25 protein-coding genes are annotated in these 24418 nt (G+C 57.6%); 8 read left to right on the top strand and 17 right to left on the bottom strand.

Translation table 11 applies throughout. From position 1 onward, the window contains the following. From ACR0NM_RS15065 to ACR0NM_RS15105, 9 genes are all read right to left on the bottom strand, one after another. Positions 1-1530 carry an ABC transporter ATP-binding protein gene (locus tag ACR0NM_RS15065; protein WP_170395839.1) on the bottom strand — a complete coding sequence of 510 codons (1530 nt, stop codon included), beginning with the start codon at positions 1528-1530 and terminating at the stop codon, positions 1-3. 81 nt (positions 1531-1611) lie between these two features. Next, positions 1612-2610 (bottom strand): BMP family lipoprotein, encoded by a 999-nt coding sequence (locus ACR0NM_RS15070; protein WP_170395841.1) that lies wholly within the window; start codon positions 2608-2610, stop codon positions 1612-1614. A gap of 135 nt (positions 2611-2745) precedes the next feature. Continuing rightward, the gene (locus ACR0NM_RS15075; RefSeq protein WP_255612006.1) at positions 2746-3162 is read right to left on the bottom strand and encodes a GNAT family N-acetyltransferase; all 417 of its coding nucleotides are present in this window, start codon (positions 3160-3162) and stop codon (positions 2746-2748) included. 11 nt (positions 3163-3173) lie between these two features. Further along, positions 3174-3764 (bottom strand): tRNA (adenosine(37)-N6)-threonylcarbamoyltransferase complex dimerization subunit type 1 TsaB, encoded by a 591-nt coding sequence (gene tsaB / locus ACR0NM_RS15080; RefSeq protein ID WP_170423745.1) that lies wholly within the window; start codon positions 3762-3764, stop codon positions 3174-3176. Further along, positions 3754-4317, bottom strand: a complete 564-nt coding sequence (locus tag ACR0NM_RS15085) for a NifU family protein (RefSeq protein ID WP_170395847.1) — start codon at positions 4315-4317, stop codon at positions 3754-3756. Before ACR0NM_RS15085 ends, tsaB begins: the two co-directional genes overlap by 11 nt. A gap of 69 nt (positions 4318-4386) precedes the next feature. After that, positions 4387-4980: a 2-hydroxychromene-2-carboxylate isomerase gene (locus ACR0NM_RS15090; RefSeq protein ID WP_170612905.1), complete on the bottom strand. Its 594-nt coding sequence runs from the start codon at positions 4978-4980 to the stop codon at positions 4387-4389. A 9-nt stretch (positions 4981-4989) separates the two neighbouring features. Beyond that, positions 4990-5445 carry a universal stress protein gene (locus ACR0NM_RS15095; RefSeq protein ID WP_074736907.1) on the bottom strand — a complete coding sequence of 152 codons (456 nt, stop codon included), beginning with the start codon at positions 5443-5445 and terminating at the stop codon, positions 4990-4992. 73 nt (positions 5446-5518) lie between these two features. After that, positions 5519-6382: a branched-chain amino acid aminotransferase gene (locus tag ACR0NM_RS15100; RefSeq protein ID WP_170423749.1), complete on the bottom strand. Its 864-nt coding sequence runs from the start codon at positions 6380-6382 to the stop codon at positions 5519-5521. Positions 6383-6441: 59 nt separating this feature from the next. Beyond that, on the bottom strand, positions 6442-6903 hold the full coding sequence (locus ACR0NM_RS15105) for an Lrp/AsnC family transcriptional regulator (RefSeq protein WP_170423751.1): 462 nt from the start codon (positions 6901-6903) through the stop codon (positions 6442-6444). Between the two features lie 129 nt (positions 6904-7032). Here ACR0NM_RS15105 and ACR0NM_RS15110 point away from each other — a divergent pair, with 129 nt between their 5' ends. Then, positions 7033-8082, top strand: a complete 1050-nt coding sequence (locus tag ACR0NM_RS15110) for a Glu/Leu/Phe/Val dehydrogenase (protein WP_170513963.1) — start codon at positions 7033-7035, stop codon at positions 8080-8082. Between the two features lie 66 nt (positions 8083-8148). Here ACR0NM_RS15110 and trpS read toward each other — a convergent pair whose 3' ends face one another. Continuing rightward, on the bottom strand, positions 8149-9177 hold the full coding sequence (gene trpS, locus ACR0NM_RS15115) for a tryptophan--tRNA ligase (protein WP_170423755.1): 1029 nt from the start codon (positions 9175-9177) through the stop codon (positions 8149-8151). A gap of 86 nt (positions 9178-9263) precedes the next feature. Between trpS and ACR0NM_RS15120 the strand changes: the two genes are divergently transcribed. Beyond that, entirely contained in the window at positions 9264-9950 is a 687-nt protein-coding gene (locus tag ACR0NM_RS15120) for a rhomboid family intramembrane serine protease (protein ID WP_170423757.1), read from the top strand. A gap of 6 nt (positions 9951-9956) precedes the next feature. On the opposite strand, the gene murJ is transcribed toward ACR0NM_RS15120, so the two are convergent. The 3 genes from murJ to ACR0NM_RS15135 are packed head-to-tail and all read right to left on the bottom strand — an operon-like array spanning position 9957 to position 15446. After that, positions 9957-11498: a murein biosynthesis integral membrane protein MurJ gene (gene murJ / locus ACR0NM_RS15125; protein WP_480615432.1), complete on the bottom strand. Its 1542-nt coding sequence runs from the start codon at positions 11496-11498 to the stop codon at positions 9957-9959. After that, on the bottom strand, positions 11495-14314 hold the full coding sequence (locus ACR0NM_RS15130; RefSeq protein WP_480615434.1) for a [protein-PII] uridylyltransferase: 2820 nt from the start codon (positions 14312-14314) through the stop codon (positions 11495-11497). Before ACR0NM_RS15130 ends, murJ begins: the two co-directional genes overlap by 4 nt. Then, positions 14274-15446: a penicillin-binding protein activator gene (locus ACR0NM_RS15135; RefSeq protein ID WP_170395865.1), complete on the bottom strand. Its 1173-nt coding sequence runs from the start codon at positions 15444-15446 to the stop codon at positions 14274-14276. Before ACR0NM_RS15135 ends, ACR0NM_RS15130 begins: the two co-directional genes overlap by 41 nt. A gap of 87 nt (positions 15447-15533) precedes the next feature. On the opposite strand from ACR0NM_RS15135, the gene rsmI reads away from it, so the two are divergent. The 3 genes from rsmI (at position 15534) to gshB (ending at position 17758) form a co-directional block, all read left to right on the top strand. Beyond that, positions 15534-16391, top strand: coding sequence for a 16S rRNA (cytidine(1402)-2'-O)-methyltransferase (gene rsmI, locus ACR0NM_RS15140; RefSeq protein WP_170513969.1), 858 nt, complete (start codon positions 15534-15536; stop codon positions 16389-16391). Between the two features lies 1 nt (position 16392). Continuing rightward, positions 16393-16764, top strand: a complete 372-nt coding sequence (locus ACR0NM_RS15145) for a YraN family protein (protein WP_170423764.1) — start codon at positions 16393-16395, stop codon at positions 16762-16764. 61 nt (positions 16765-16825) lie between these two features. Then, a complete protein-coding gene (gshB, locus tag ACR0NM_RS15150; protein ID WP_480615436.1) occupies positions 16826-17758 on the top strand; it encodes a glutathione synthase in 933 nt (310 codons plus the stop codon). Here the strand turns inward: gshB and ACR0NM_RS15155 are convergent. From ACR0NM_RS15155 to cobU, 4 genes are read right to left on the bottom strand one after another with little or no spacing between them, the layout of a single operon-like run. Continuing rightward, on the bottom strand, positions 17755-19269 hold the full coding sequence (locus tag ACR0NM_RS15155) for a YifB family Mg chelatase-like AAA ATPase (protein ID WP_480615438.1): 1515 nt from the start codon (positions 19267-19269) through the stop codon (positions 17755-17757). The two genes, gshB and ACR0NM_RS15155, sit on opposite strands and share 4 nt — an antisense overlap. Before the next feature lie 47 nt (positions 19270-19316). After that, complete coding sequence (locus ACR0NM_RS15160; RefSeq protein ID WP_480615440.1) at positions 19317-20201, bottom strand: glutathione S-transferase N-terminal domain-containing protein; 885 nt, start codon at positions 20199-20201, stop codon at positions 19317-19319. A 58-nt stretch (positions 20202-20259) separates the two neighbouring features. After that, complete coding sequence (locus ACR0NM_RS15165; protein ID WP_480615442.1) at positions 20260-20838, bottom strand: histidine phosphatase family protein; 579 nt, start codon at positions 20836-20838, stop codon at positions 20260-20262. Then, positions 20835-21356 (bottom strand): bifunctional adenosylcobinamide kinase/adenosylcobinamide-phosphate guanylyltransferase, encoded by a 522-nt coding sequence (cobU, locus tag ACR0NM_RS15170; protein ID WP_170408461.1) that lies wholly within the window; start codon positions 21354-21356, stop codon positions 20835-20837. The genes ACR0NM_RS15165 and cobU overlap by 4 nt, the downstream gene beginning before the upstream one ends. 103 nt (positions 21357-21459) lie before the next feature. On the opposite strand from cobU, the gene ACR0NM_RS15175 reads away from it, so the two are divergent. The 3 genes from ACR0NM_RS15175 (at position 21460) to coaBC (ending at position 24416) form a co-directional block, all read left to right on the top strand. Further along, on the top strand, positions 21460-22338 hold the full coding sequence (locus tag ACR0NM_RS15175) for an RNA polymerase factor sigma-32 (protein ID WP_170566354.1): 879 nt from the start codon (positions 21460-21462) through the stop codon (positions 22336-22338). After that, a complete protein-coding gene (locus ACR0NM_RS15180) occupies positions 22335-23156 on the top strand; it encodes a ChaN family lipoprotein (protein WP_170395880.1) in 822 nt (273 codons plus the stop codon). The genes ACR0NM_RS15175 and ACR0NM_RS15180 overlap by 4 nt, the downstream gene beginning before the upstream one ends. A 63-nt stretch (positions 23157-23219) precedes the next feature. Next, positions 23220-24416 carry a bifunctional phosphopantothenoylcysteine decarboxylase/phosphopantothenate--cysteine ligase CoaBC gene (coaBC, locus tag ACR0NM_RS15185; RefSeq protein WP_170802387.1) on the top strand — a complete coding sequence of 399 codons (1197 nt, stop codon included), beginning with the start codon at positions 23220-23222 and terminating at the stop codon, positions 24414-24416. Positions 24417-24418: the final 2 nt, after the last annotated feature.

A 24418-nucleotide genomic window follows, 5' to 3' on the forward strand; every position in this document is an offset into this window, starting at 1 on the left:
TCAGGCGGCCTCTCCTGCAACACCGGCCATCAGCAGGCCTAGTTCTTTTTCATCCGTCTCGGCGGGCAGACGCTCGCCCATGATATGTCCGTCAAACATGACCGCGATCCGGTCCGAGAGTGAGAAGATCTCTTCCAGCTCGACCGAGACCAGCAAGATTGCTTTGCCCTGATCCCTCAAGGCGACGATCTGTTTATGAATGAACTCGATGGCACCGATATCCACGCCGCGCGTGGGTTGGCCCACCAGCAGCAGATCGGGATTGCGCTCGATTTCTCGTGCAACGACGATTTTCTGTTGATTGCCGCCCGAGAAGCTTTTTGCCGTCAGCCAGCCATTGGGCGGGCGCACGTCGAACTTCTCGATCTTGGCTTCGGTGTCGGCACGCAGGGCGGCGTTGTCCATGAACAGCCCGCGTTTGTAAGCAGGGTCGCGGTGGTAGCCGAACGCCACGTTCTCCCACGCGTGAAAATCCATGATCAGGCCTTCGCGCTGCCGATCCTCGGGGACATGAGCGATATGTCGGGCGCGCCGCGCTTGCCCATCCGATCCGGGGCCGTGCAACGCCAGAGGTTCGCCGTTCAGTTTGATCGAGCCTACCCCGGGTCGCATACCGCCCAAAACTTCAAGCAGCTCGGACTGCCCGTTGCCAGCAACGCCCGCGATGCCAACGATCTCACCCGCGCGAACGGTTAGGTCGATGCCTTTGACACGCTCGACACCGGCCGAATCGGTGACACTGAGGTTTTCGATTTCCAGAACCGGTTTGCCCGGCTGTGCAGGCACCTTATCAACCTGTAGCAAGACCTTGCGGCCAACCATCAATTCGGCCAGTGCCTGCGGATTGGTGTCAGCTGTTTTGACGGTGGCGGTCATCTCACCACGGCGCATAACCGAAACCGTATCAGTGTTCTCCATGATTTCGCGCAGCTTGTGCGTGATCACGATGATTGTTTTACCCTCGGACCGCAGCCGGTCGAGAATGCGAAACAGCTGGTCCGCCTCGGCAGGGGTAAGAACGCCCGTGGGTTCGTCCAGAATCAGAATTTCGGCCTTGCGGTAGAGCGCCTTGAGAATCTCAACCCGCTGCTGCATGCCCACACCGATCTCATCGATGCGTTTGTCCGGGTCGACGAACAGTTCGTATTCTTCCTCTAGGTCTTTCAGCTCTTTCCGGGCTTTCGCCAGCGACGGAGCCAACAGCCCACCGTCTTCCGCACCCAGAACGATGTTTTCCAGAACGGTGAAATTCTCGACCAGTTTGAAATGCTGAAACACCATCCCGATGCCCGAGGCGATCGCCGCCTGGCTGTCAGGGATGTCGGTCTTGGTGCCGTTGATCCAGATTTCGCCTTTGTCGGCTTTGTAAAATCCGTAGAGGATGCTCATCAGCGTGGATTTGCCCGCTCCGTTTTCACCGATGATCCCGTGGATCGCTCCGCGGGCGACGCTGATGGAAATATCTTTATTAGCCTGAACCGGCCCAAAGGCTTTGGAAATCCCTTTGAGTTCAATGGCGGGGACGGTCATATCTTGTCCTTGGGTTGCCGAAAGGGCCGCATGCGGCAGAGTGGTGCAGGGCGGAGGCCATGGCCCCCGCCCCCAGTTACATCAGAACTGCAGTGCAGGGCAGCTGTCGTTCTCGTAGTAGCTGACAACGCTTACGTTGCCATCGATGATGTCGCGACGGGCACTTTCAATGGCCGAGCTCATTTCTTCGCTCACCAGTTCCGCGTTGTTTTCATCCATCGCAACGCCAACGCCATCTTGTGCAAGACCCATGGTGTAAACACCGGTCTGGACGTCTTCGCCAGCTTTCATGGCGTCATATACAGCAACGTCCACACGCTTGAGCATCGAGGTCAGGACCTTGCCCGGGTGCAGGTGGTTCTGGTTGCTATCGACACCGATTGACAGGATGCCTTCGTCGGCTGCGGTTTGCAGAACGCCAACACCGGTACCGCCCGCAGCGGCGTAAATCACGTCAGCACCCTGGCTGATCTGTGCTTTGGTCAACTCCGAGCCCTTCACCGGGTCGTTCCATGCTGCAGGGGTGGTGCCTGTCATATTGGCAACAACGTTGATGTCCGGGTTCACGGACTTCGCGCCTTGTGCATAACCACAACCAAAGTGGCGGATCAGAGGGATATCCATGCCACCGATAAAGCCCACTGTGCCGGATTGGGACGCCATCGCCGCCATCATGCCGACCAGGTATGATCCTTCATGTTCGGCAAATCCTATCTGGCGAATGTTCGGGGCTTCCAGCCAGGTCACGTCGACCGCAACGAATTTGGTATCCGGATAGTCACCTGCCACTGCAGCCAATGGATCGGCCATGGCGAAGCCCATTGTGATAATCGGGTTTGCGCCCGCTTCGGCAAAGCGGCGAAGCGCTTGTTCGCGCTGCGCTTCCGACTGAAGCTCGATCTCGCGATAGCTTTTGCCGGTCTGTTCCGCCCAACGCTGAGCGCCATTATGCGCGGCTTCGTTGAACGATTTGTCGAACTTGCCACCCAGATCAAAGATAAGGGCCGGTTCTGCCATAGCAGCACCTGCTGTTAGTGCAACCGCAGCGGCTGCGCCCATCAAGGATTTCATAAATGTCATTTGTTACTCCCGTTGGCTGTTATCGGTCCGGGGCTTAATCGCCCGGTACCCACTCAGAGCGAGCATACCTGTTGTGATGGCGGGAATTGAAGCTGTTTGCAACAGCTTCGGTCAACACATTTTTGACCATATGGTCTAAAAAAGCGAATATTTTTCGCTCAGGGGGCGTTCCATGACGATCGCATCGGCGTTTGGGCCACTTTTGCGATGATAATAGGCTGCGCGATTGCCGCATGGCGTGTATCCGCAGGTTTGGTACAGAGAGATCGCCGAATGGTTATCTGAGGCAACGTCCAGAAATGCACGGATTGCACCGAGTTCTCGTGCCTTGGCGTGCCAGTCTGCCATGATGCGCCGCGCCAGCCCGCGTCTTTGATAGTCTGGACGTGTCGCGATCGTGAGCAGCTCGGCCTCTTCGCCGATCACTTGAATGAGAGCGAAAGACCGTTTGTCACCAACTACATGGGTAAAGCGATTGGCGATCAGATTGCTGAATTCTTCAGCGCTCCACGGGCGTGACTGTGTGAAGGCTGCGGCGTGGGTTTCTGCCATGTCCTGTGGTGTCATTCGTCCAAAAGCACCGGTGGTACATCGCTGGAGGGAGCCGCATCTGCAGGGCGGACATAAAGCGGAGCAGGTGGCGCTTGAACTGTCGTCCAACGACCAGCAGCCACCTGGGCGATCGCACGGGCCTGCTGTTCTGGGTCCTCGCAGAAATACAAGGGACCAATATCGTCAGCGGCATGACGTAAGGTCAGGTAAGGCGCGCGCCCCTTAGGCTGCACATAAACCTGATCGCGCGGTGCAGCTATCGCCGGGAGATGCCCGTCGGGCGCAATTTCCGCAACTGCATCAAACCCCGACACCCCAACCGCCGGCACACCAAGCCCAAGCGCCAACCCGCGCGCTGCGGATACCGAGATTCGGATGCCGGTGAAATTCCCGGGGCCGATTCCGACGGCGATCGCATCAAGGTGCCGCCATGTGCAATTGTTCCGGGTCAGGATTTCTTCAAGCAAGGGCATCAACCGTTCCGCCTGCCCACGAGTCATCGCCTCGGCGTGCGATGCGATAATCTTGCCCTCTCGCAGCAAAGCGGCCGCGCAATGCGCGGCCGATGTATCGAATGCCAAAATCGTCGGTTCAGACGGCAACAGGGCGAACCTCGGTCACTTCGGGGATGTAGTGACGCAACAGGTTCTCGATCCCCATTTTCAGCGTTAGGGTCGAGGACGGACAGCCCGCGCAGGCTCCCTGCATGTGCAGATAAACAACGCCGCGGTCAAAGCCGTGGAAGGTGATGTCACCGCCGTCCTGAGCCACAGCAGGACGCACGCGGCTATCCAGCAGATCTTTGATCTGGTTGACAATCTCTGCATCTTCGCCGGTGTGTTCAGCGTGGCCCGAGGCGGTCTCTGCGCCTGCGCCCATAACCGGTTGGCCGGACTGGTAATGCTCCATCACAGCGCCGAGAATTGCGGGCTTGATGTGATCCCACTGCACGTCATCAGATTTGGTTACCGTGACAAAATCGTTGCCGAAGAACACGCCTGTTACGCCGTTTACACCGAATATGCGTTTGGCGAGCGGAGATTTTTCTGCAGCGTCGGCGCTTGGAAAATCAGCGGTGCCTGCTTCCAGAACCGTCTGGCCGGGTAGGAATTTTAGTGTGGCCGGGTTGGGTGTGGATTCGGTTTGAATGAACATGGCGCGGCTCCGTCTAAGATGCACCTGATATGCGCGTCCGTGCGGGGGAAGTCAAGATTTGGAACCGTTCTAAATTGCGGCGGCGTAAGAAATCGCATCATCCAGACGATCATCACCCCAGAACAGCTCGTCCCCAATAACGAAACTCGGCGCACCAAAGATGTGTTTAGCCTTGGCCTGAGTAACTTGCTCGAACAAGGCAGCCTTGATCGCGGGGTCGCTTATCCGATCCATCAGATCAGTCGAAACGCCAGATTTGGTAAGGCACTCAGCCAGAACCGCCGGATTCGATATATCACGACTGGAACCAAACTGTGCAGAATAGACAATGCGTACAAAGGCTGCCCGTTGATCAGCTGGTTCGATCGCCAGCGCTAGCCTTGCTGCTTTCAGGCTATTTTGCGGAAATGGCTCAGGCCGCCGAAAAGGTAAATCGCGCGCGGCGCAAAGCCGTTCCATGTCCCGCCACATGTACCGACCTTTTGCAGGGTAGAGGTTGAACGGCGAGTTTTTCCATCCCTGTTCAGCAAAGATCGGCCCCAGAAGGAATGGGTGCCATTCTACGGCAACTCCATATTCCGAAGCCGCCTGCTGGATACGCATCGCGCTGAGATAAGAATAGGTCGATGCGAAGTCGAACCAGAACTGCAGCTTCGCGGACATAAATTCACCTCAGGTGATGGCTTCCAGCTTCTCTTTGCTCAGATCGCCGGGCACGATAGTAATAGGAATGGGCAAACTTCCAGAGTTCCGGGTCAGTTGTGTCACCAACGGTCCGGGGCCTTTTTTGTCAGTACCTGCACCCAGAACCAATACGCCGATCTCGGGATCGGATTGGACATGTTCAATGATTTCGGCCACCGGATCGCCTTCACGGATTGCCAATTCGGGCTCGACACCCTGTTTGTCGCGCATCCATTTGGCGAACACCTCGAAATGGGCGTGAATACGTTCACGCGCTTCTTCGCGCATCACCTCGGCAACACCGATCCAGTGGTTGAATTCGTCCGGTGGAATTACCGAAAGAACCGTAACCCCGCCGCCAGTATGTGCCGCACGCATAGCGGCAAAGCGCATGGCGTTCAGACATTCGCGGCTGTCGTCCAGAACGACTAGGAACTTGCGCATGTTTGTCCTCGTTTGTTTTCGGGATCATGCCTCACAGGGTAAGCAGTGGCAACTGAAACAGAAAAGGAGCAGATCAGCAATTGCTTGCAGCCCAATCCCAGTACATCTCGCGTGTGCGACGGGCGATTGGGCCCACCTGATACTGGGTGTCATCCAGCGCGGTGATTGGCGTCACTTTGCTCATGTTACCGCTCATGAACACTTCGTCCGCGTCGTGAAAGTCATCGAAACTCAGCACGGTTTCATGCACGGTTACCCCGTCGGCGCGCAGGTTTTTAATATGCCGCGCGCGTGTAATCCCGGCCAAGAATGTCCCATTGGGGATTGGAGTAAAAACCTCACCATCGCGCGCCATGAAGATATTTGCGGTCGCAGTCTCGGCCACATGCCCCATCGCGTCGGCCACAAGGGCGTTTGAAAAGCCCTTGCTGCGTGCCTCCTGCAACATCCGGGCATTGTTCGGATACAGGCACCCTGCCTTTGCGTTGACCACAGCGGATTCCAGAACAGGGCGGCGGAACCGAGTGGTTGTCAGCGTCGCCGAGGCGGTTTTGGGTGCCATTGGGATTTCTTCAAGACAGATGGCAAAGCCAGTGCTGTTTTCCTGAGGGACGATGGCGGTGTGATCCCCGTCGATGCCCCAATACATGGGGCGAATGTAAACGGCGGTGTCAGGTGCGTAACTTTGCAACCCTTCGTGAACCAGATCGACCATCTGTTCGGTTGTTACAGAAGGTGTCAGCATCAGCGCCTCGGCTGAACGGTTCACGCGGGCACAATGGGCATCCAGATCCGGGGTCATACCATCAAAGTACCGGGCTCCGTCAAACACCGATGAGCCCAGCCATGCGCCATGGTCAGCAGCGCGCATGATCGGTGCGTCCCCGTCATGCCATTGGCCGTTGAAATAGGTGCGGATGTTTTTGCCGACTGCCATTGCGCCCTCCCTCAAGCTTCGGGGAAACCTAGGTTGGGGCTGACGCAAGGTCCAGCAGATTATCCATGGTGCTGAGGCAGCGCTTCGCGTTTGACCATGGTGCGCAAAGCGAAGTTTGATCGTAGGTTTCGAATGCCCGAAATTTTCATAAGCCGGTTTTCCAGAAATGCATCAAACGCATTGAGGTCTTTGGCAACCACGCGCAGCAGAATGTCGCGTGATCCGGTCATAAGGTAGCATTCCATCACCTCGTCGCAGCGACGAATCGCCTTTTCGAAGGAATCGATGGCGTTGCGATCCTGTTTCTCCAACTCGACAGACACAAAGATTGTAACGCCGAATCCAAGCCGCTCGGGGTCGACCTGTGCGGCGTAGCCGGTGATAATCCCGTCCCGTTGCAGCCGATCCAAACGCCGTGCGCAGGGTGTCGGGGACAGCCCGACATGCTCCGCCAAATCGATGACAGTCATACGGCCATCGTTTTGAAGGGCGCGGATTATCTTGGAATCGATATCATCCATGGCGAAAAACTCCACAAAAGTTTTCAATTTTAGATGTTAGCACCAAAAATTTCCCTGATATAGTGACAAAAGGGTGAAAATCACTCGACGATAGGTGGCAAACTCTCGGAAGCACTCCGGAGGAGAAGAATGGACATCACCATCGTAGACGCGCCAGAGCACGAGCGCGTGGTCGAATTCAAAGATAACTCACTTGGTCTATTGGGCTACATCGCGATCCACTCAACGCAACGTGGCCCCGCTGCGGGCGGTGTGCGTATGCGCCCTTACGGCCACCCAGCCGAGGCCCTGGACGATGCTTTGCGACTGGCAAGGGGCATGACGTTCAAGAACGCCGCGGCTGATCTGCCGCTCGGGGGAGGCAAGGCTGTCATCATCGGGGATCCTCATGAGGATAAATCACCTGAACTTTTGCAGGCCTTTGGGCGCGTGATTCAAGGTTTGAACGGTCTGTACTGGACGGCAGAAGATATGGGTATGACGCCTGCAGATATGGCGCATATCGGATCTGAAACCGAATTTGTGGCTGGGCTGGCGGAAGGTGAGTTCGCCAGCGGTGATCCGTCTCCGATAACGGCGCGCGGGATATTCAATGCTATCCGGGTGACAGCGCAGCACCGGTTTGGATTTTCTGGCCTGAAAGGCCTGACTGTATCGGTTCAGGGGCTTGGCCATGTAGGCGAGCATTTGTGCCAGTTGTTGCACGATTCTGGTGCGCAGTTAATCGTAACTGACATCGACACCCGGCAAGCGGCCCGCGTGGCCGAACGGTTTGCGGCACGGGTCGTTGCACCCGATGCGATCTACGGCGTTGAAGCGGATATCTTTGCGCCTTGTGCGATCGGCGGCATCCTGAACGAAACGAGTATTCCATTACTGAAAGTCGGCGCTGTGGCCGGAGGGGCAAATAATCAGTTGTCCAGCGATCGGGACGCGCAGTTGCTCCACGAGCGTGGCATTCTTTACGCCCCTGACTTCGTCGCCAATGGCGGTGGTATCGTGAATGTGGCGACGGAAATCCTCCGTGTCGCAGAGCGTGAAGCTTGGGTCGCCGGTAGGTTGCAGGCGCTGGAGCAGACGATGGATCGCATCCTGACACGGGCCAAAGCCGAAGCGGTCAGCCCGCACGAAGTTGCGGAATCCATCGTGCACGAGATGCTGAGCCTGCAGGCGGCATAAGAGCCGACGGAACGAAAAACGCCGCCCGAGAAAGGGCGGCGTTCTTTTTGGATTGCGATCGCGTGGTCAGGACTTGCCCGCGCCGACCATCCCTACAATCTCGTAGGTCTGCTGCAGAATCGGGGCCGCGATTGCACGTGCCCGCTCAGCACCTCGGGCGAGAATCTGATCAATCTCGGCCTCTTCGCCCATCAGGCGCGCCATTTCGGTTGAAATGGGTGAGAGTTTCGAGACCGCAAGTTCTGCCAACATTGGCTTGAACTCACCGAATTGCTTCCCGCCAACCTCAGCCAGCACTTGTGCGGCCGTCTGGTCGCTAAGCGCGGCATAGATATTCACCAGATTGCGCGCCTCGGGACGGTCTTCAAGGCCATCGACCTCCGACGGCAAAGCGTCCGGATCGGTCTTGGCTTTACGGATCTTCTTGGCGATGGCATCGGCATCATCGGTCATGTTGATCCGCGTCATATCAGACGGGTCTGACGACGACATCTTCCGGGACCCGTCACGCAGGTTCATCACACGGGGCGCAGGCCCACCGATGACCGGTTCGGTCACCGGAAAGAAATCGACGCCATAGTCATGGTTGAACTTGATTGCGATGTCGCGCGTCAGTTCCAGATGTTGCTTCTGGTCTTCACCAACAGGCACATGGGTCGCGTGATAGACCAGAATGTCTGCCGCCATCAGGGCAGGATAGGCGAACAGACCCAAAGAGGCGTTCTGCGCATTCTTACCGGCCTTGTCCTTGAACTGTGTCATTCGCTGCATCCAGCCGATACGGGCGATGCAGTTGAAGATCCATGCCAGCTGTGTGTGCTCGGGCACCTGGCTCTGATTGAACAGGATCGATTTCTCAGGGTCGAGGCCAGCGGCAATGAACCCCGCGCAAACTTCGCGGGTCTTTTCACGCAGACGATCCGGATCTTGCCAGACAGTAATCGCGTGGAGGTCGACCATGCAGTAGACGGTCTCGTATTCCGGCCCCTGCATATCCACGAAACGTTTGAGTGCACCCAGGTAATTACCCAAGTGCAGGTTTCCTGAAGGTTGGATGCCGGAAAACACGCGCGGCGTGAATTGGGTCTCGGTCATCGAAGGAAACTCCTGTCTGGAAAAATCAGCCCCCGTCGCTTACCCATGAGGCCAAGGGACGTCAACAGCCGCGAAAGGCCAGCCCAATGAGCAGTGAGCATTATACACCGCCCGTGAACCCTCTGCCGCCGGTCGTGGTGGCGCTGGTTCTGTTCATCATCGGGATTGAACTGATCTTCTTGCTTGGCAGCAGGGGCTTGGTCGGAGGGCCGACTGCTGTTGGTTGGCGCTTGGATGCGTTGCAGCAATATACGTTTTCGCCCGATATATTCGATTGGATGGTCCAGAACGGGCGCTGGCCGTTCGAACATGTGATCCGCTTTGTCACATATCCCTTTGTTCAGGCCAATTTCACACAAGCTGTGTTTGTCTGCGTGTTTGTTCTGGCGATGGGGAAGATGGTGGCTGAGGTCTTTGGCAGCGTCGCCATGCTGATCATATTCGTCTTGTCCGGTGTCGGCGGAGCGTTGGCCTATGCGGTGCTGTTGAACCCGCCATATCCACTGGTTGGTGGGTTTCCTCCGGTCTACGGGCTAATCGGTGCGTTCACGTGGTTGCTATGGCGCAAGCTTTCTCTGGTGGGTGAAAACCAATCGCGCGCATTCAGCCTGATCGCGGTTCTTATGGGCATTCAGTTGCTGTTCGGTCTGATCTTCGGTGGGACCTCGGATTGGGTCGCCGATCTGGGCGGTTTTGCCACCGGGTTTGGTTTGTCTTTCTTTCTGGCTCCGGGTGGATGGGCGCGTATCCTTAGCAAAACCCGGCGGGATTGATGCGCCTTAGCTACGGCGCAGCGCTGTTCGGAATTCCGAAATCCTGAAGGCCCCCAAGAGGTGCCCCAAAAGGAAGTAGGCCACCGCCGCAGTTACAATGAGCACGATCAGCGCAAGGTAACGCCAGCCTGGTACGCCGAACGTCCAGCCGAAGAGGTTAATGGCCGTAAACAACACCACCCCCATGCCAGCCGATGACGCCACGACCCGCCAGATCCGCTGTTTGAACCGGTCATCAAATCGGGCTTCGTCGCCCATTCTGCGCGCGCCGATTGCAAGCAGCGCAACCATGGCCCAGCCAGCAGTCGACGCTGCGATTGCGGGCGCAATCCACCCGACAATGGGATAAAGCCCAAAGGCAAGTCCGGCATTCACCACCATCGCAACCACTGCGTATCGAAACGGTGATTTGGTATCTTCGCGGGCGAAGAACAAAGGTTGCAGTAGCTTCTGCAGCATGAATGCGGGCAGCCCGATACCATAGATGGCCACGGCCAAGGCGGTCGCCGCTGTATCTTCGGCGCTGAACTGGCCGCGTTGGAACAGGACCGAGACCAACGGGCCGGGGATGATCATAAAGGCAACTGTCGAAGGCAAGGTCAGCAGCAGAGTAAACTCTCCGGCTCTTGAAAAGGCGTTGCGTGCTCCATCTTTGTCGTCTGCGCGTAGGCGACGTGACAGGTCGGGTAACAGCACGATGCCGACGGCAATGCCAACCACTCCGAGCGGCAGTTGATACAAACGATCTGCGGCAAACAGCCAACTAACTGCCTTTTCGGTTTTTGATGCCACAAGCTGTCCGACTACAAGATTGACTTGCGTTACGCCCATGGCCAACGCCGCAGGAACCGCGATCCGCACCATGCGGCGCATTTCCGGGCTGAGCTTTGGCCGACCGAGCCGAATGCGAATTCCGGCGCGTTCAGTCGCAATCCAGACAAGCGCCAATTGCGCGATGCCTGCGATTGGGATGACCGCGATGAGCCAGCGTATGATGTCTCCACCAGATATCGCGCCAAAGATTAACGCGGAGCAGGCGAATATGTTCAGCAGCACAGGAGCGGCGGCTGCAGCGGCGAAGCGCCCGGTTGCGTTCAATACTCCGGAAAACAGCGCAGCGAGGGACATAAACAGGATGTAGGGGAACACGACGTACCCATAATCCACCGCCAGATCGAAGCGTTCATCACCATAGAATCCTTCGGCGGTTATCCAAACCAACGCGGGCATGAAGACCATCGCCAGACCGACTAGCGCCAGCACCGCCACTGCCAACAGGTTAAACGCATCCTGTGCGAAACCTTCGGCGTCTTCGCCGCCTTCAAGGCGTTTTGAAAACATTGGAACAAAGGCTGCGTTGAATGCGCCCTCGGCAAAGAAGCGGCGGAACATATTAGGCAGTCGGAAGGCTGCGACGAAAGCATCCATCACAGGTCCGGGCCCGATATAAGCGGTCAGCAGGATTTCCCGCAAAAAGCCCAGAATGCGGCTTGCCAAGGTCCAGAACCCAACGGTGAAAAAGCCCGAAATCAGGCGGATCGGCTTCATGATGCGGCCCGCTCGGCACCTTCGGTGATGGCCGCGCGCAGCTTGGCTTCCAACCCGCGTTGCTTGGCCTCAGAGTGGTATTTCAGGCCGAACATATCCTTGACATAGAACGTGTCGACCACCTGTTCGCCATAGGTGGCGATCACTGCGTTCGCGATATAGACATTGGCGGCTGCCATCGTGCGCGTCAAATCATATAGCAGTCCGGGCCGGTCGCGGGTGTCGACTTCGATGATCGTGTAAATCTCTGAACCTTCGTTGTCGAAGGTGATATGGGTCGGGACGTTGAAGGCGCGTTCGCGCTTCTTGATCTTGTCGCGGGATTTCAATGCGTCCCGTGCGACCACCTCACCCCTGAGTGTCTTGTGAATCATCTGGGTCAGCCGAGGCAGGCGCGTGGCCTCGAAGGGATGGCCCTCGGCGTCCTGAACCCAGAACGCATCAGTTACATATCCGTCTTTCGTCGTATAGCTGCGGGCATCAACCACATTGGCTCCGACAAGGGCAAGTGCCCCTGCAATGCGAGAAAAAATACCAGGATGATCACCCATGGCAAAACACGCGCGGGTGGCGTCGCGATCCTCATCCGGATGCAGACGGATTTCTACGGCACCTGGATCGCCGCTGTCCTCCAGCGATTTCAACATTTCCGCGAATTCGACATGTGTCGAAAGGTTCAGTCCCTGCCAATACGGATCATAATGCCGCCCGGTTTCGGTTTTCAGATCAGATTTGGACCAGTTTTCCAATTCGGCCCGCAACCGCTTTTTCGCCCCATCTCCACGATTGGCTCGGTTAAGCGCCTCCATCCCGGATTCCAGTGCGTGTTTGGTGTCAGCATGCAAAGCGCGCAGCAATGTAGCCTTCCAGTTGTTCCAGGTCGTTGGTCCGACACCGCGGATGTCACAGACTGTCAGCACCGTCAGCAAGTCCAGCCGTTTGACGGTTGCAACAGCTTTCGCGAAATCGCGGATTGTGCGCGGGTCTGAGATGTCGCGTTTTTGCGCCATATCGGACATCAGCAAGTGATAGCGTACAAGCCATTCGACGGTTTCAGAATCCGCCTTGCTCAGCCCTAATCGTGGTGCCACTTTGCGCGCGATTTGCGCACCCAGAATCGAATGATCTTCGGGGCGTCCTTTGCCAATGTCGTGCAGCAACAGAGCCACGTATAGAACCTTTCGGCTAACACCACCCTCCAGGATGGATGACGCCAAGGGCAGTTCCTCGATTAACTCTCCTCGCTCGATCTGCGCCAAATTGACGATGCACTGGATCGTATGCTCGTCCACCGTATAGCTGTGATACATATTGAACTGCATCATCGCCACGATGTGCTCAAACTCGGGCAAAAAGGCTGACAGAACCCCCAACTCGTTCATGCGTCGTAGGGCACGTTCGGGGTTGCCATGTTTCAGCATCAGATCAAGAAAGATGCGCCGCGCCTCTTTGTCGTTGCGCATCTCATCGTCGATCAGGTTCAGGTTGGCCGTTACCAACCGCATTGCGTCGGGATGGATCAGCATTCCCGTGCGCAAACCCTCTTCGAACAACCGTAACAGGTTGACCTTGTCTGACAGGAACGTGTCAGGGTCCGCGATATCCAGACGGCCATGGACCACGCGGTAACCGGCCTTGACGCGAGGGCGACGGCGGAAAATACGTTCCAGCAAGGCCGCGCCCTTCATGTGCGAGGCTTCCAGTTTGGTCAGGAAAATCCGTGTCAATTCGCCCACACGGGTGGCTTCGCGGAAATAGCGTTGCATGAACACCTCGACGGCGCGCCGACCGGCGCGGTCTTGATATCCCATACGATCGGCCACCTCGACCTGCAGATCGAAGGTCAGTTGTTCCGTCGCGCGGCCCGTCACCAGATGCAAATGAGACCTGACGGCCCAGAGGAATTCTTCGGCTTGCGCGAACTCGTCAAACTCTTCGGGCGTAAAGAGGCCCATAGGGACCAGTTCGGCCACATCCGTTACGCCATAGATATATTTTGCGATCCAGTAGAGCGATTGCAGGTCGCGTAAGCCGCCCTTGCCCTCTTTGACATTGGGTTCGACCATATAGCGTTCACCCTGCTTCAGGTGCCGCTCATCTCGCTCTTTCAGCTTGGCTTCGATAAATTCCCGCTCGGTGCCTTTGAAAAGATCGGTCTTCAGGCGCGCTTCAAGTTCTTGCGCAAGGGGCTGATCCCCGACGAGATACCGTTGTTCCAGCATGGCGGTACGGATGGTAAAATCATCGGCCCCCAGACGCAGGCAGTCTTTGATCGTGCGTGAAGAGTGACCGACCTTCAGCCGCAGATCCCAGAGAATATAGAGCATGGATTCGATCACGCTCTCGGCCCAGGCGGTGATTTTGTACGGCGTCAGAAAAAGCAGATCTACATCGGATGACGGGGCCATCTCACCCCGGCCATAACCTCCCACTGCCAGCACAGCGATTGCCTCGCCTTGCGTGGGATTTGCCAGCGGATGCAGATGCTCGCTGGCGATGCGCATCGCTGTGCCGACCATCTGGTCCGTCAGATAGGTATAGGAATGCGTCAGCGGCAGTGCATCAAATGGGCGCTCGGCAAAGGCGTCCGCAATCGCCTTGCGGCCTGTCTTTTGCGCCTCTCGCAGTATGCGCACCGTCTCGGCGCGCAAGGCTGCGTTGTCCGAACTGTTTTCAACAGCGGCGGACAGGTTGGCATTGACCTCGGCATTGTTAAAAATCTCGTCAGCCGCGCAGATCAGATTGACATCGGGCGCAGAGCCCTGCGCCGGTCGATTAGAATCCGGCGCCAGAGAAGCTTTGTGGGGCAGGGTCAATCACAACCACCTGTTTGTTCTGGATCGTGGCAACAGCCAGACCGCGTTCGTTCGTACCGTTCGGCCGCAGGCGGAAAATACCGCCGACACCCTGAAAACCGGCGTTCTGGGTTAATGCTGCACCTGTCAACGCGTTCGATTTGCCCTGGCTGACCAAGGCTCCGATCGCAGCGATTCCGTCATAGGCAAGCCCGCTGATCGGGTGTGGTGCCTCACCGTAGGTGTTGTTGTAACGCTGGCGATACGCCTGTGCCTTTGCCGGATCGGGAAGTGCGAACCAGCCACCTTGTACGCCAGGCAATTCCAGCGTTTGGGCTGGAATGTCCCAACGTGTCAGGCCGATATACTGAGTTGTCGCAGGAGACACACCAGCCTCGGGCAACAACTGGCTGTAAAGCGGCAGCGCGCCTGCGGTTGTCGCGGTCAGGAAAATCGAATCTGCGCCGGTCGAATCGACCGTTGCTTTAATCGCCGAAACAGAATCGATCACGCCCTGCTGAGACCGGTCATATCCAACTGTGCCCGCATTGTTGACGCGGCTGTTGCTGAGCGCGGCAGCGATGGCAGACTGGCCTAGCTGGCCCGCTGAATCATTGCTGTGCACAATGACAGTACTGTTTTTACCCTGCTGTCCGGCGTAGTTCACCAGCCTGTTGGCCGTGTTCTGGAAAGTGGGGCCAAGCACATAGACATTGCCGCCCGCAATGCTGGTGTTGTTCGAGAAGGACAGCACGTTCACATTGTTGTTTAGCACCGCAAGTCCTGCCGCGTTTGCGGCTTGTGCGTACACTGGCCCAAGAATGATCTTGGCCCCGTCCGCTACAGCTTGCTGTGCAACCGCCGAGGCCGTTCCGGCATTGCCGGCCGTGTCGTAGACGCGCAGATCAATCTTGACGTTCGGCAAATCCGCTATAGCCAGCCGCGCTGCGTTCTCAAGGCTACGGGCAAGGGCCGCATCGCCAGACTGAGGTGATCCGCTTGGGACCAACAGGGCCACCGGAACCGGGTCAGAGGTGTCGATCGAGGGGCCTCCGCTGATGCCGCCGACTTCACAGGCGGCCAGAAAAGCGGCCGTGGCCAGTACAATGGCGGATTTCGCCAGTTTGCGTGCGGGCTTGCAAACGGTAAACATCTAAAAGAAAACTCCCTGATCCGGCGTCTGAGGGCACCTTGGTCTATTGAACCGCGATAATAAACGTCACGCTGTGAGGGTCCAGCTTTGAATTTCCAAAAGATCAGATTGGCCACTGGGCTGTACTTTATTGCCACCCCAATCGGAACGGCACGCGATATTACGCTCAGGGCGCTCGATGTTTTGGCCTCGGCAGACATGATTGCTGCCGAAGATACGCGCAGCTTGCGACGTTTGATGGAAATCCACGGCGTGCCGCTCGAAGGGCGCCGCATATTGGCCTACCACGATCACAGCGGCGCGGGCGCGCGGGGCAAAATACTTGAGGCGCTGGAACAAGGGCAATCGGTGGCTTACGCGTCCGAGGCGGGAATGCCGCTGATCGCCGATCCCGGCTATGATTTAGGCCGCCAGGCGGCTGAGGCTGGGCACAACGTGACATGTGCACCGGGACCGTCTGCTGTTTTGACGGCGCTGACGTTGGCGGGGCTTCCCACGGATGCATTTTTCTTTGCCGGGTTCTTGCCCAATGCCTCTGGCGCACGGCGTTCACGAATCGAATCCCTGCGCAGCGTCCCCGGAACGCTTGTCTTCTATGAATCGCCGAAGCGTGTGGCTGCCTGCCTCTCTGATCTCGCGGATATTTTGGGTGGAGACCGACAGGCGGCCCTGTGCCGTGAACTCACCAAAAAGTTCGAAGAAACGCGTCGTGGCACGCTCGCTGATCTGGCAGCAGAGTACGAGGGCGCATCGGTTAAGGGCGAGGTGGTTCTGCTTGTGGATCGCGCCCATTCGCAATCTGTTAAGGACTCTGACGTAGAAGAGGCATTGATAAAAGCATTGCAAACGCATTCGGTGCGGGATGCGGCAGATTTGGTGTCAGAGATGTTCAGCCTGCCGCGCCGCCCGATCTATCAGATGGCTCTGAAGCTGGGAAAGGGATGATATGGCACAGAGATCCGTTCGGGGTTCTGTATCTTATCACGCTGGACAATCCGCCGAACTTTGCGTGGCCGCCGAATACGCGCGACGGGGTTATTCAATCGCAGGACGCAGGTGGCGCGGTGCTGGCGGTGAAATAGATCTGATCGCGCGCAACGCAGATGGGTTGGTCTTCATTGAAGTTAAGAAAAGCCGTAGTTTTGACCGCGCAGCCGCCCGGATTAGTCGCCGACAGATGGATCGAATTTGCGCATCCGCTGCCCAGTTTCTTGAACAGGAGCCGGCTGGTCAGCTGACGAATACTCGGTTTGATGCGGCACTGGTTGATGACACTGGAACTGTTCAAATCATCGAAAACGCCTTTGGTTTGGACTGACCCCCATTGAACCCGTCAAGCCTCTGCGCCATGTATCGAGCGTGGAATTGAGGGATACACCATGAAGATCGCCTTTCAGATGGACCCAATCGGGGCCGTGGATATCAACGCCGACAGCTCTTTCCGTCTGGCAGAAGAGGCTCAGGTGCGCGGCCACCAGCTGTTTTTTTATGGCCCGGATCAACTGGCTTACCAGGAAGGCAAGATCACGGCGCGCGGCCATGACATGACGGTGCAACGAGTCGCTGGCAACCCGGCAGTGTTGGGCCCTGAGCGTGAAGTGGACCTTGCTGAATTTGATGTCGTCTGGCTGCGCCAAGACCCCCCGTTTGACATGCACTACATCACCTCGACCCATTTGCTTGACCGGCTAAAGGGGCAGGCCCTGGTGGTTAACGATCCGTTTTGGGTGCGAAACTATCCCGAAAAGCTGCTGGTTCTGGATTTCCCTGAACTGACTCCGCCCACCACGATTGCGCGGGATTTGCGAACCATCAAGGCGTTCAAGGAAAAGCATGGCGATATCATCCTCAAGCCGCTTTACGGCAACGGAGGTGCTGGCGTATTCCGTCTTGATGCGAATGACCGCAACCTGACATCGCTACATGAGCTGTTCACCGGCTTTTCTCGTGAGCCTCTGATCGCGCAGAAATTCCTGCCCGATGTGCGCAATGGCGACAAGCGGGTCATACTTGTCGATGGTGAGCCGGTGGGCGCCATCAACCGGGTTCCAGCTGAGGGCGAGACCCGCTCGAACATGCATGTGGGCGGGCGCCCCGAGAAAATCGGCCTGTCCGAGCGAGATATGGAAATCTGCGCTGCGATTGGGCCGTTATTGAAGGAACGTGGTCAGATCTTTGTGGGGATCGATGTAATTGGCGACCACCTGACCGAGATCAACGTGACCTCACCCACTGGTATTCAGGAGCTTGAGCGGTTCAATGGCGTGAACATCGCCGAGAAAATCTGGCAAGCGATTGAGGCGAAACTTTAAGCTCCTGCTTTGGCGCTGATGCGAAAGCTCAGCGCCTCGGCGACATGGGGGCGGCGCACATCCGGCTCACCTTCGAGGTCGGCAATGGTGCGGGCCACGCGTAGGATGCGGTGAAAGGCGCGGGCCGACAGGCCAAAGCGTTCCGCGGCTTTCAGTAATAGTTCTTTGCCCTGAGCATCAGGGGCGGCGATTTCTTCCAGCACATTGCCTTCGACATCTGCGTTTTGACGGATATTTGGCGTGTCGCGAAAGCGATCTGCTTGTATGGCGCGCGCCGCTTCAACCCGCTCTGCGACGGTCGCAGAGTTGTCGCCGGTAGGCGGCAGGTCGAGATCGGTAAATCCGACCGGAGGGACTTCGATGCGCAAATCGAACCGGTCCATCAACGGCCCTGAGATACGCCCCAAGTAATCCTCGCCACAGACCGGTGCGCGTGAACAGGCGCGGGACGGGTCCGTCAGGTATCCGCATTTGCACGGGTTCGCGGCGGCTACCAGCATAAAGCGGCATGGGTATTTCACATGGGCGTTGGCGCGGGCGACCATTACCTCGCCGGTTTCAATAGGTTGGCGCAGGGTTTCCAAAACTGTGCGCGGAAATTCGGGAAACTCGTCCATGAACAGGACGCCGTTATGCGCCAGTGATATCTCACCGGGTTTCGCACCTTTGCCACCGCCCACGATCGCCGCCATCGAAGCGGTATGGTGCGGCTCGCGAAACGGTCTGGCGCGGCTGATGCCCCCTTCGTCCAGTAAGCCGCAAAGCGACTGGATCATCGATGTCTCTAAAGCTTCGACCGGGCTCAGTGGCGGCAAAATACCCGGCAGACGCGCCGCCAGCATGGATTTGCCGGAACCCGGTGTCCCGATCATGATCAAATGATGCCGCCCGGCTGCGGCGATTTCCAAGGCGCGTTTGGCGCGCTCTTGCCCCTTCACGTCCCGCAGGTCCCGTGCGTTGGGTGATAGTTTCACTTCGCCCGGTGTCGCAGCGGGCAGCGCAGACTGACCGGTAAAGTGCCGCACCACATCCCCCAACGAGCCCGCTCCGATCACCTGAGTGGCGTCAACCCACGCGGCTTCGGCGCTAGAGGCGCTGGGACAAAGCAAGCTGCGATCATCGGCGGCTGCTGTCATGGCAGCGGGCAGCGCGCCGACGACGGGTACCAGAGAACCATCCAAAGACAACTCGCCCAACGCGACAGCGCCCTCGGCAGCATCCGCTGGGATGATTTCCAACGCAGTCAACAAAGCGACGGCGATAGGCAGGTCGAAATGGCTGCCCTCTTTGGGCAGATCGGCAGGCGAAAGGTTAATCGTGATCCGTTTCGACGGCAGCGCGATCGCCATCGAACTTAGCGCACTACGAACACGGTCCCGTGCTTCGGAGACTGCCTTGTCCGGCAATCCCACGATGGAAAAGGCCGGAAGGCCCGGTGAGACGGCGCATTGCACCTCGACCGGGCGGGCATCGACCCCTTGAAAGGCAACGGTGTGAGCACGGGCGACCATGGCAATCCTGTCCTTGGTTAACAGGACGTTGCTGCCATGGCTGCAGTTTAAGAATCGTTAACGTCAGCAACCATCGCCGTAAATTTCGGCCACGCCTCAGGGTCAGAAACGGTCTTGTCTCGGCAAAACGGATTACAAAAGCCCCAAATCTTGCCATCGAGTTCCAGATAGTCTTGTACAGGCTTGCCGGAATAGGGGCAGGCTGTGTTGACCGAGGGGCCTGTGCTGACTGCCAATGCCCCTGAATCCCCGCCAATTGGCCAGCTGTGTGCGGGAAGGTCTTGCGGATACGGGAAGGGCTCATACGCGACCGTCATGCCCATGGCGCGCCATTGTCGAACTGCGATATCAGAGAGCAGGTGCATGCAGTATGCACGATTGACCTCGGACACGGGCAGGCCATAGCCGACAATCCGTGCAGCGACCGGCGTGTAGAAAACATCAGCCAGAGAATAGGCACCAAACAGCGGGCCCGACGCGTCACCAGAGACTTTCCGGGCATGGGCCCAGAGGGTTTCGATCCGCTGCAAATCGGCGATCGTATCAGCTGAAGGGTGGAACCCTTCCCAGCAATGTTTCAACTGCATGGGGCATTGCCCCCGCAGCGCTGTGAAACCGGCAACCATTTCAGCACAAAGCCACCGGGCTGTGGCGCGCGCGGCGGGGTCTGACGGCCAAAGCCCTGCTTCGGGGTGGCGTTCTGCCAATGTCTCTGCCATCGCGAGGCTTTCGCCGATCACGGTTCCATCTGGAAGACGCAGCGCAGGAACAAGGCGCGCCGGGGCCAGTGGTTCCATATCCGCCGCCATTGTGCCGGAATAAAGGCCAATCATGTGGGTGCGGTATGGCAGGCCGAATTTCTCAAGCAACAGCCATCCGCGCATGGACCAGCTGGAGAACAACCGGTCACCGATAAAGAGATCATATGTCATGCGGCAACGATGTCGGACAGAGACGCGTCGGTAAATCAGAGATTTGTGCGCAACCTTATCACGGTCGGTGATTAATCCGACCTACAGTCCAACCATCGTTATGGCGCGTGATCTCGGTGACGGACAGGTTGTCGATGCGGTGACCAAACGCGTGTTGGGCGTCCACGTCCAGAGCGCGTTGGACCTGAGTCAGGATCACTCCGAAATGGGCGACCAGGACTAGGTCATATCCGGTATGGGCCGCGATCAGGGTGTCGACGACCCTATCGACACGCGCGCGGACCTCATTCCAGCTTTCCCCGTTTGGAGGCCTGACCTCGCCCGGATTATCCCAGTAGGCAAAGCAAAGCTCGGGGTCTTCCGCCTCGATCTCGGCGAAGGGGCGCATCTCCCAGTTGCCGAAATTAATTTCGCGCAGATCGCGGTGGTGCGGAAGGCGGAGTCGCGTGCCTTGAATGGCGCTGGCCGTATCGCTGGCGCGTGACAAGTCTGATGAGATTACGACGGCATTGGAAGGCAGATGCGCATCAAGCCGTGCAATCGCGGCCTTATCACTCAAGTCGGCAGGAAGGTCGGACCAGCCTACCATAGTTTTAGCATGGGTGGGGCCGTGCCGTACCAAATGCAGGCGCGTCATAGGGGTTGCCCTTTGAGAACCAGCGGCAGCCCGGCCGTAACCTGCACCACCCGATCTGCCTGCGCAGCCAGAGCGATGTTCAGCCGTCCCTGCGCCTCGCGGAATCGACGGGACAAGGCGTTGTCGGGGACGATCCCGTGGCCGACTTCGTTTGATACCACGACGATCTGGGCGGCACAGGTCTTCATCGCCTCAAGCAGCCCGGCCTGTGCTTCCTCTAGGTTATTCTCTGCCAGCAGGTGATTTGTCAGCCACATGGTTGCACAATCGATCAGGCAAATCTGATCATTTGTCAGCTTGGCGAGTTCCGGCGATAGATCAAATGGCGCTTCGATCGTCGTCCACCCGCTGCCGCGTTGTGCAATATGTTGCCTGATTTTTAGGCGCATCTCGTCATCAAACACTTGTGATGTCGCAAGGTAAACGCGACTTTTCCCAGTTGAAACAGCAAGTTGCTCCGCAAAAGCAGATTTTCCGGATGCAGCGCCGCCTAGGATAAAGGTTAAATCGGCATGCACTTTTATTACCTTTCTGGTGATCCACCCGGTTTTGTCCTGCGTATCGACCACAAGTCGGCAAGGCAAGCCCGGCCCATCGCCTGTGATAAAAGGGGAGAATTGCATGGCACTCGACAACGCACATGATTTTTCGATGTCCCGTAAGGCAATGAAGGCCGAGTTGCTGGATGCCGAGACAGAACTGAAACTGGCCTATGCCTGGCGCGATGAACGCGATGAACAGGCGCTGCATCGCCTCATTACGGCTTACATGCGGCTGGCGATATCAATGGCGGCGAAATTCAAACGCTACGGCGCGCCGATGAATGATCTTATTCAGGAGGCGGGACTGGGCTTGATGAAAGCCGCCGACAAGTTCGATCCGGATCGGGGTGTGCGGTTTTCAACGTATGCAGTGTGGTGGATCAAGGCCAGCATTCAGGATTACGTGATGCGCAATTGGTCGATGGTGCGCACTGGTTCGACCTCTTCCCAGAAATCGCTTTTTTTCAATATGCGTCGGGTACAGGCGCGTCTGGAGCGCGAAGCCGCAACTGAGGGGCTGGAGCTGGATCGCCATCAGTTGCATCAGAAGATTGCCGCCGAAATCGGAGTCCCGCTGCGTGATGTCGAGATGATGGAAGGCCGTCTGGCAGGGTCCGATTTCTCGCTGAATGCGGTGCAGTCTGCAGATGAGGACGGGCGCGAGTGGATTGATGCGCTGGAAGATGACAGCGAACAAGCCGCCGAGGTAGTAGAGAACAGCCACGACAACCAGCAACTGCGCGAATGGCTGGTGGCGGCGATGCAAGCTTTGAACGATCGCGAGCGGTTTATCGTTCGCGAAAGAAAACTGCGTGAGCCTGCCCGGACGCTGGAAAGTCTTGGGAAAGAGCTTGGCCTGTCGAAAGAGCGTGTGCGCCAGCTCGAGGCGGCAGCATTCACAAAGATGCGCAAGAACCTTGAAGCGCAATCGCGCGAGGTGCAACACTTCTTCGCATGAAACCTCTTGCGATTCTTACAGCTTTTGTGTTGCTCGCCACTTTGCCTCAAACGGTTCGAGCTGCTGAATTTATCCCTCAGGACGTGTTGGCCGACATGCGGGCCGCGGATGTTGTTATTCTGGGCGAGATACATGACAACCCTCAGCATCATCTGGTCCAAGCCGAAGCAGTTGAAGCAATCACGCCCACGGCGGTTGTCTGGGAGATGGTGACCGAAGAGGGTGCTCAGCGGTTGGCTCAAAAAGCGGCAACCAATCCCGAGGAGCTGTCCCGAATTCTGCGCTGGGCAGAATCCGGCTGGCCGCCTCTCAGAATGTACTACCCCATTTTTCAGGCCGCGGATGTGCCGGTGTATGGCGCGATGGTTCCGCGTGAAGCGGCCCGCGCTGCTATGGAACGCGGGGCGGCCACAGCGTTGGGGGCTGATGCGGCCAGATATGGATTGACTGTACCCCTGTCGGATGAAGATCAAGCCGCACGCGAGGCTGATCAACTGGCGGCACATTGCGACGCATTGCCCGCTGAAGTTCTACCGCAGATGGTAGCCATTCAACGTCTGAGGGACGCTGTGTTGACCCGAGCCATTCTGCGCGCCACCGACGAAACTGGTGGGCCTGTCGCGGTCATCACTGGCAATGGCCATGCCCGTAAGGATCGCGGAATTCCGACTTTTCTGTCGCGACTGCGCCCCGGTTTGAAGGTCTTTGTACTGGGACAATCCGAAGATGGGGTCGTGAGCGGGGATTTTGATGCTGTTATCGATAGCCCCACAGTCGAGCGAGAAGACCCCTGCAAAGCCTTTGAGGTGCAGAATTAACTGCTGGAACTGCCCGCCAGCGTTGCCTAATGTCAGGGCCGACCGGGACGGGAAGGGCGAGCCATGCTGTCATCGAAACGTATTCTGCTGATTATCGGCGGTGGGATTGCGGCCTACAAGTCGCTGGACCTGATCCGGCGGTTGCGGGAACGTGGTGCAGCGGTCACGCCGGTTTTGACGCGTGCTGCCGAAGAATTCGTAACTCCGTTATCCGTGTCTGCCCTGGCCGGTGAAAAGGTCTATCGAGATCTCTTTGATCTGACCGATGAAGCTGAGATGGGTCATATTCAGCTTTCCCGTTCGGCTGATCTGATCGTGGTTGCTCCGGCAACGGCCGATCTGATGGGTAAGATGGCAGGCGGGTTGGCTAATGATCTGGCCTCGACCCTTTTGATGGCGACCGATACGCCGGTTCTGTGTGCGCCTGCGATGAATGTCCGCATGTGGGAGCATCCCGCAACCCGGCGTAACCATGCGCAACTGGAAGCAGACGGCGTGCGTTTTGTCGGCCCGAACGAAGGCGATATGGCTTGCGGTGAATACGGTCCGGGCCGCATGTCGGAGCCACTTGAAATTGTCGCGGCGATCGAGGCGCAGTTCGGGGATGGGCCTTTGGCTGGCAAACGTATTCTGGTGACATCGGGTCCGACACATGAACCAATTGATCCGGTACGATACATCGCCAACCGATCGTCGGGCGCTCAGGGAACAGCTGTTGCACGCGCGCTATCTGCGCTGGGGGCCGATGTTACATTTATCACAGGTCCGGCTGACGTGCCTCCTCCAGACGGCGTGAAGGTCGTGCGTGTAGAGACCGCGCTGCAAATGTCGGATGCGGTCGACGCAGCGCTTCCGGTGGATGCGGGGGTATTTGCAGCTGCAGTGGCCGATTGGCGGGTATCCAGTGCCTCGGACCAGAAGCTGAAGAAAAGCCGCGACGGGGTGCCCGCGCTAGAGTTTGCCGAGAATCCCGACATTTTGAAGCGCATCGCGCGAATGGGAAGTGGCAGGCCCGTTTTGGTAGTGGGTTTTGCCGCCGAAACAGACAACGTGATCGAACATGCTACGGCCAAACGTGCCCGCAAGGGCTGTGACTGGATCGTTGCGAATGATGTCAGTCCCGCGACAGGTATCATGGGCGGTTCTGAGAATGCGGTGATCCTGATCTCAGAGCAAGGTGCCGAAGAATGGCCGCGTATGGGCAAGGATGATGTGGCAAAGCGGTTAGCAGCCAAGATCGCCGGCGCGTTGACCAGATAGCA

The organism is Ruegeria sp. AF2 (assembly GCF_056542025.1).

Bases quoted from the DNA above. Each gene is read 5' to 3' on its own strand.
- ACR0NM_RS15100 (WP_170423749.1), bottom strand. From the start codon at position 6,382: ATGGCAGTCGGCAAAAACATCCGCACCTATTTCAACGGCCAATGGCAT.
- ACR0NM_RS15145 (WP_170423764.1), top strand. From the start codon at position 16,393: ATGGCACAGAGATCCGTTCGGGGTTCTGTATCTTATCACGCTGGACAA.
- ACR0NM_RS15070 (WP_170395841.1), bottom strand. From the start codon at position 2,610: ATGACATTTATGAAATCCTTGATGGGCGCAGCCGCTGCGGTTGCACTA.
- ACR0NM_RS15160 (WP_480615440.1), bottom strand. From the start codon at position 20,201: ATGACATATGATCTCTTTATCGGTGACCGGTTGTTCTCCAGCTGGTCC.
- coaBC (WP_170802387.1), top strand. From the start codon at position 23,220: ATGCTGTCATCGAAACGTATTCTGCTGATTATCGGCGGTGGGATTGCG.
- ACR0NM_RS15095 (WP_074736907.1), bottom strand. From the start codon at position 5,445: ATGCGCAAGTTCCTAGTCGTTCTGGACGACAGCCGCGAATGTCTGAAC.
- ACR0NM_RS15065 (WP_170395839.1), bottom strand. From the start codon at position 1,530: ATGACCGTCCCCGCCATTGAACTCAAAGGGATTTCCAAAGCCTTTGGG.
- trpS (WP_170423755.1), bottom strand. From the start codon at position 9,177: ATGACCGAGACCCAATTCACGCCGCGCGTGTTTTCCGGCATCCAACCT.
- ACR0NM_RS15085 (WP_170395847.1), bottom strand. From the start codon at position 4,317: ATGTTCATTCAAACCGAATCCACACCCAACCCGGCCACACTAAAATTC.
- ACR0NM_RS15090 (WP_170612905.1), bottom strand. From the start codon at position 4,980: ATGTCCGCGAAGCTGCAGTTCTGGTTCGACTTCGCATCGACCTATTCT.
- gshB (WP_480615436.1), top strand. From the start codon at position 16,826: ATGAAGATCGCCTTTCAGATGGACCCAATCGGGGCCGTGGATATCAAC.
- ACR0NM_RS15075 (WP_255612006.1), bottom strand. From the start codon at position 3,162: ATGGCAGAAACCCACGCCGCAGCCTTCACACAGTCACGCCCGTGGAGC.
- murJ (WP_480615432.1), bottom strand. From the start codon at position 11,498: ATGAAGCCGATCCGCCTGATTTCGGGCTTTTTCACCGTTGGGTTCTGG.
- ACR0NM_RS15110 (WP_170513963.1), top strand. From the start codon at position 7,033: ATGGACATCACCATCGTAGACGCGCCAGAGCACGAGCGCGTGGTCGAA.
- ACR0NM_RS15120 (WP_170423757.1), top strand. From the start codon at position 9,264: ATGAGCAGTGAGCATTATACACCGCCCGTGAACCCTCTGCCGCCGGTC.
- ACR0NM_RS15175 (WP_170566354.1), top strand. From the start codon at position 21,460: ATGGCACTCGACAACGCACATGATTTTTCGATGTCCCGTAAGGCAATG.
- ACR0NM_RS15105 (WP_170423751.1), bottom strand. From the start codon at position 6,903: ATGGATGATATCGATTCCAAGATAATCCGCGCCCTTCAAAACGATGGC.
- ACR0NM_RS15165 (WP_480615442.1), bottom strand. From the start codon at position 20,838: ATGACGCGCCTGCATTTGGTACGGCACGGCCCCACCCATGCTAAAACT.
- ACR0NM_RS15155 (WP_480615438.1), bottom strand. From the start codon at position 19,269: ATGGTCGCCCGTGCTCACACCGTTGCCTTTCAAGGGGTCGATGCCCGC.
- ACR0NM_RS15135 (WP_170395865.1), bottom strand. From the start codon at position 15,446: ATGTTTACCGTTTGCAAGCCCGCACGCAAACTGGCGAAATCCGCCATT.
- ACR0NM_RS15180 (WP_170395880.1), top strand. From the start codon at position 22,335: ATGAAACCTCTTGCGATTCTTACAGCTTTTGTGTTGCTCGCCACTTTG.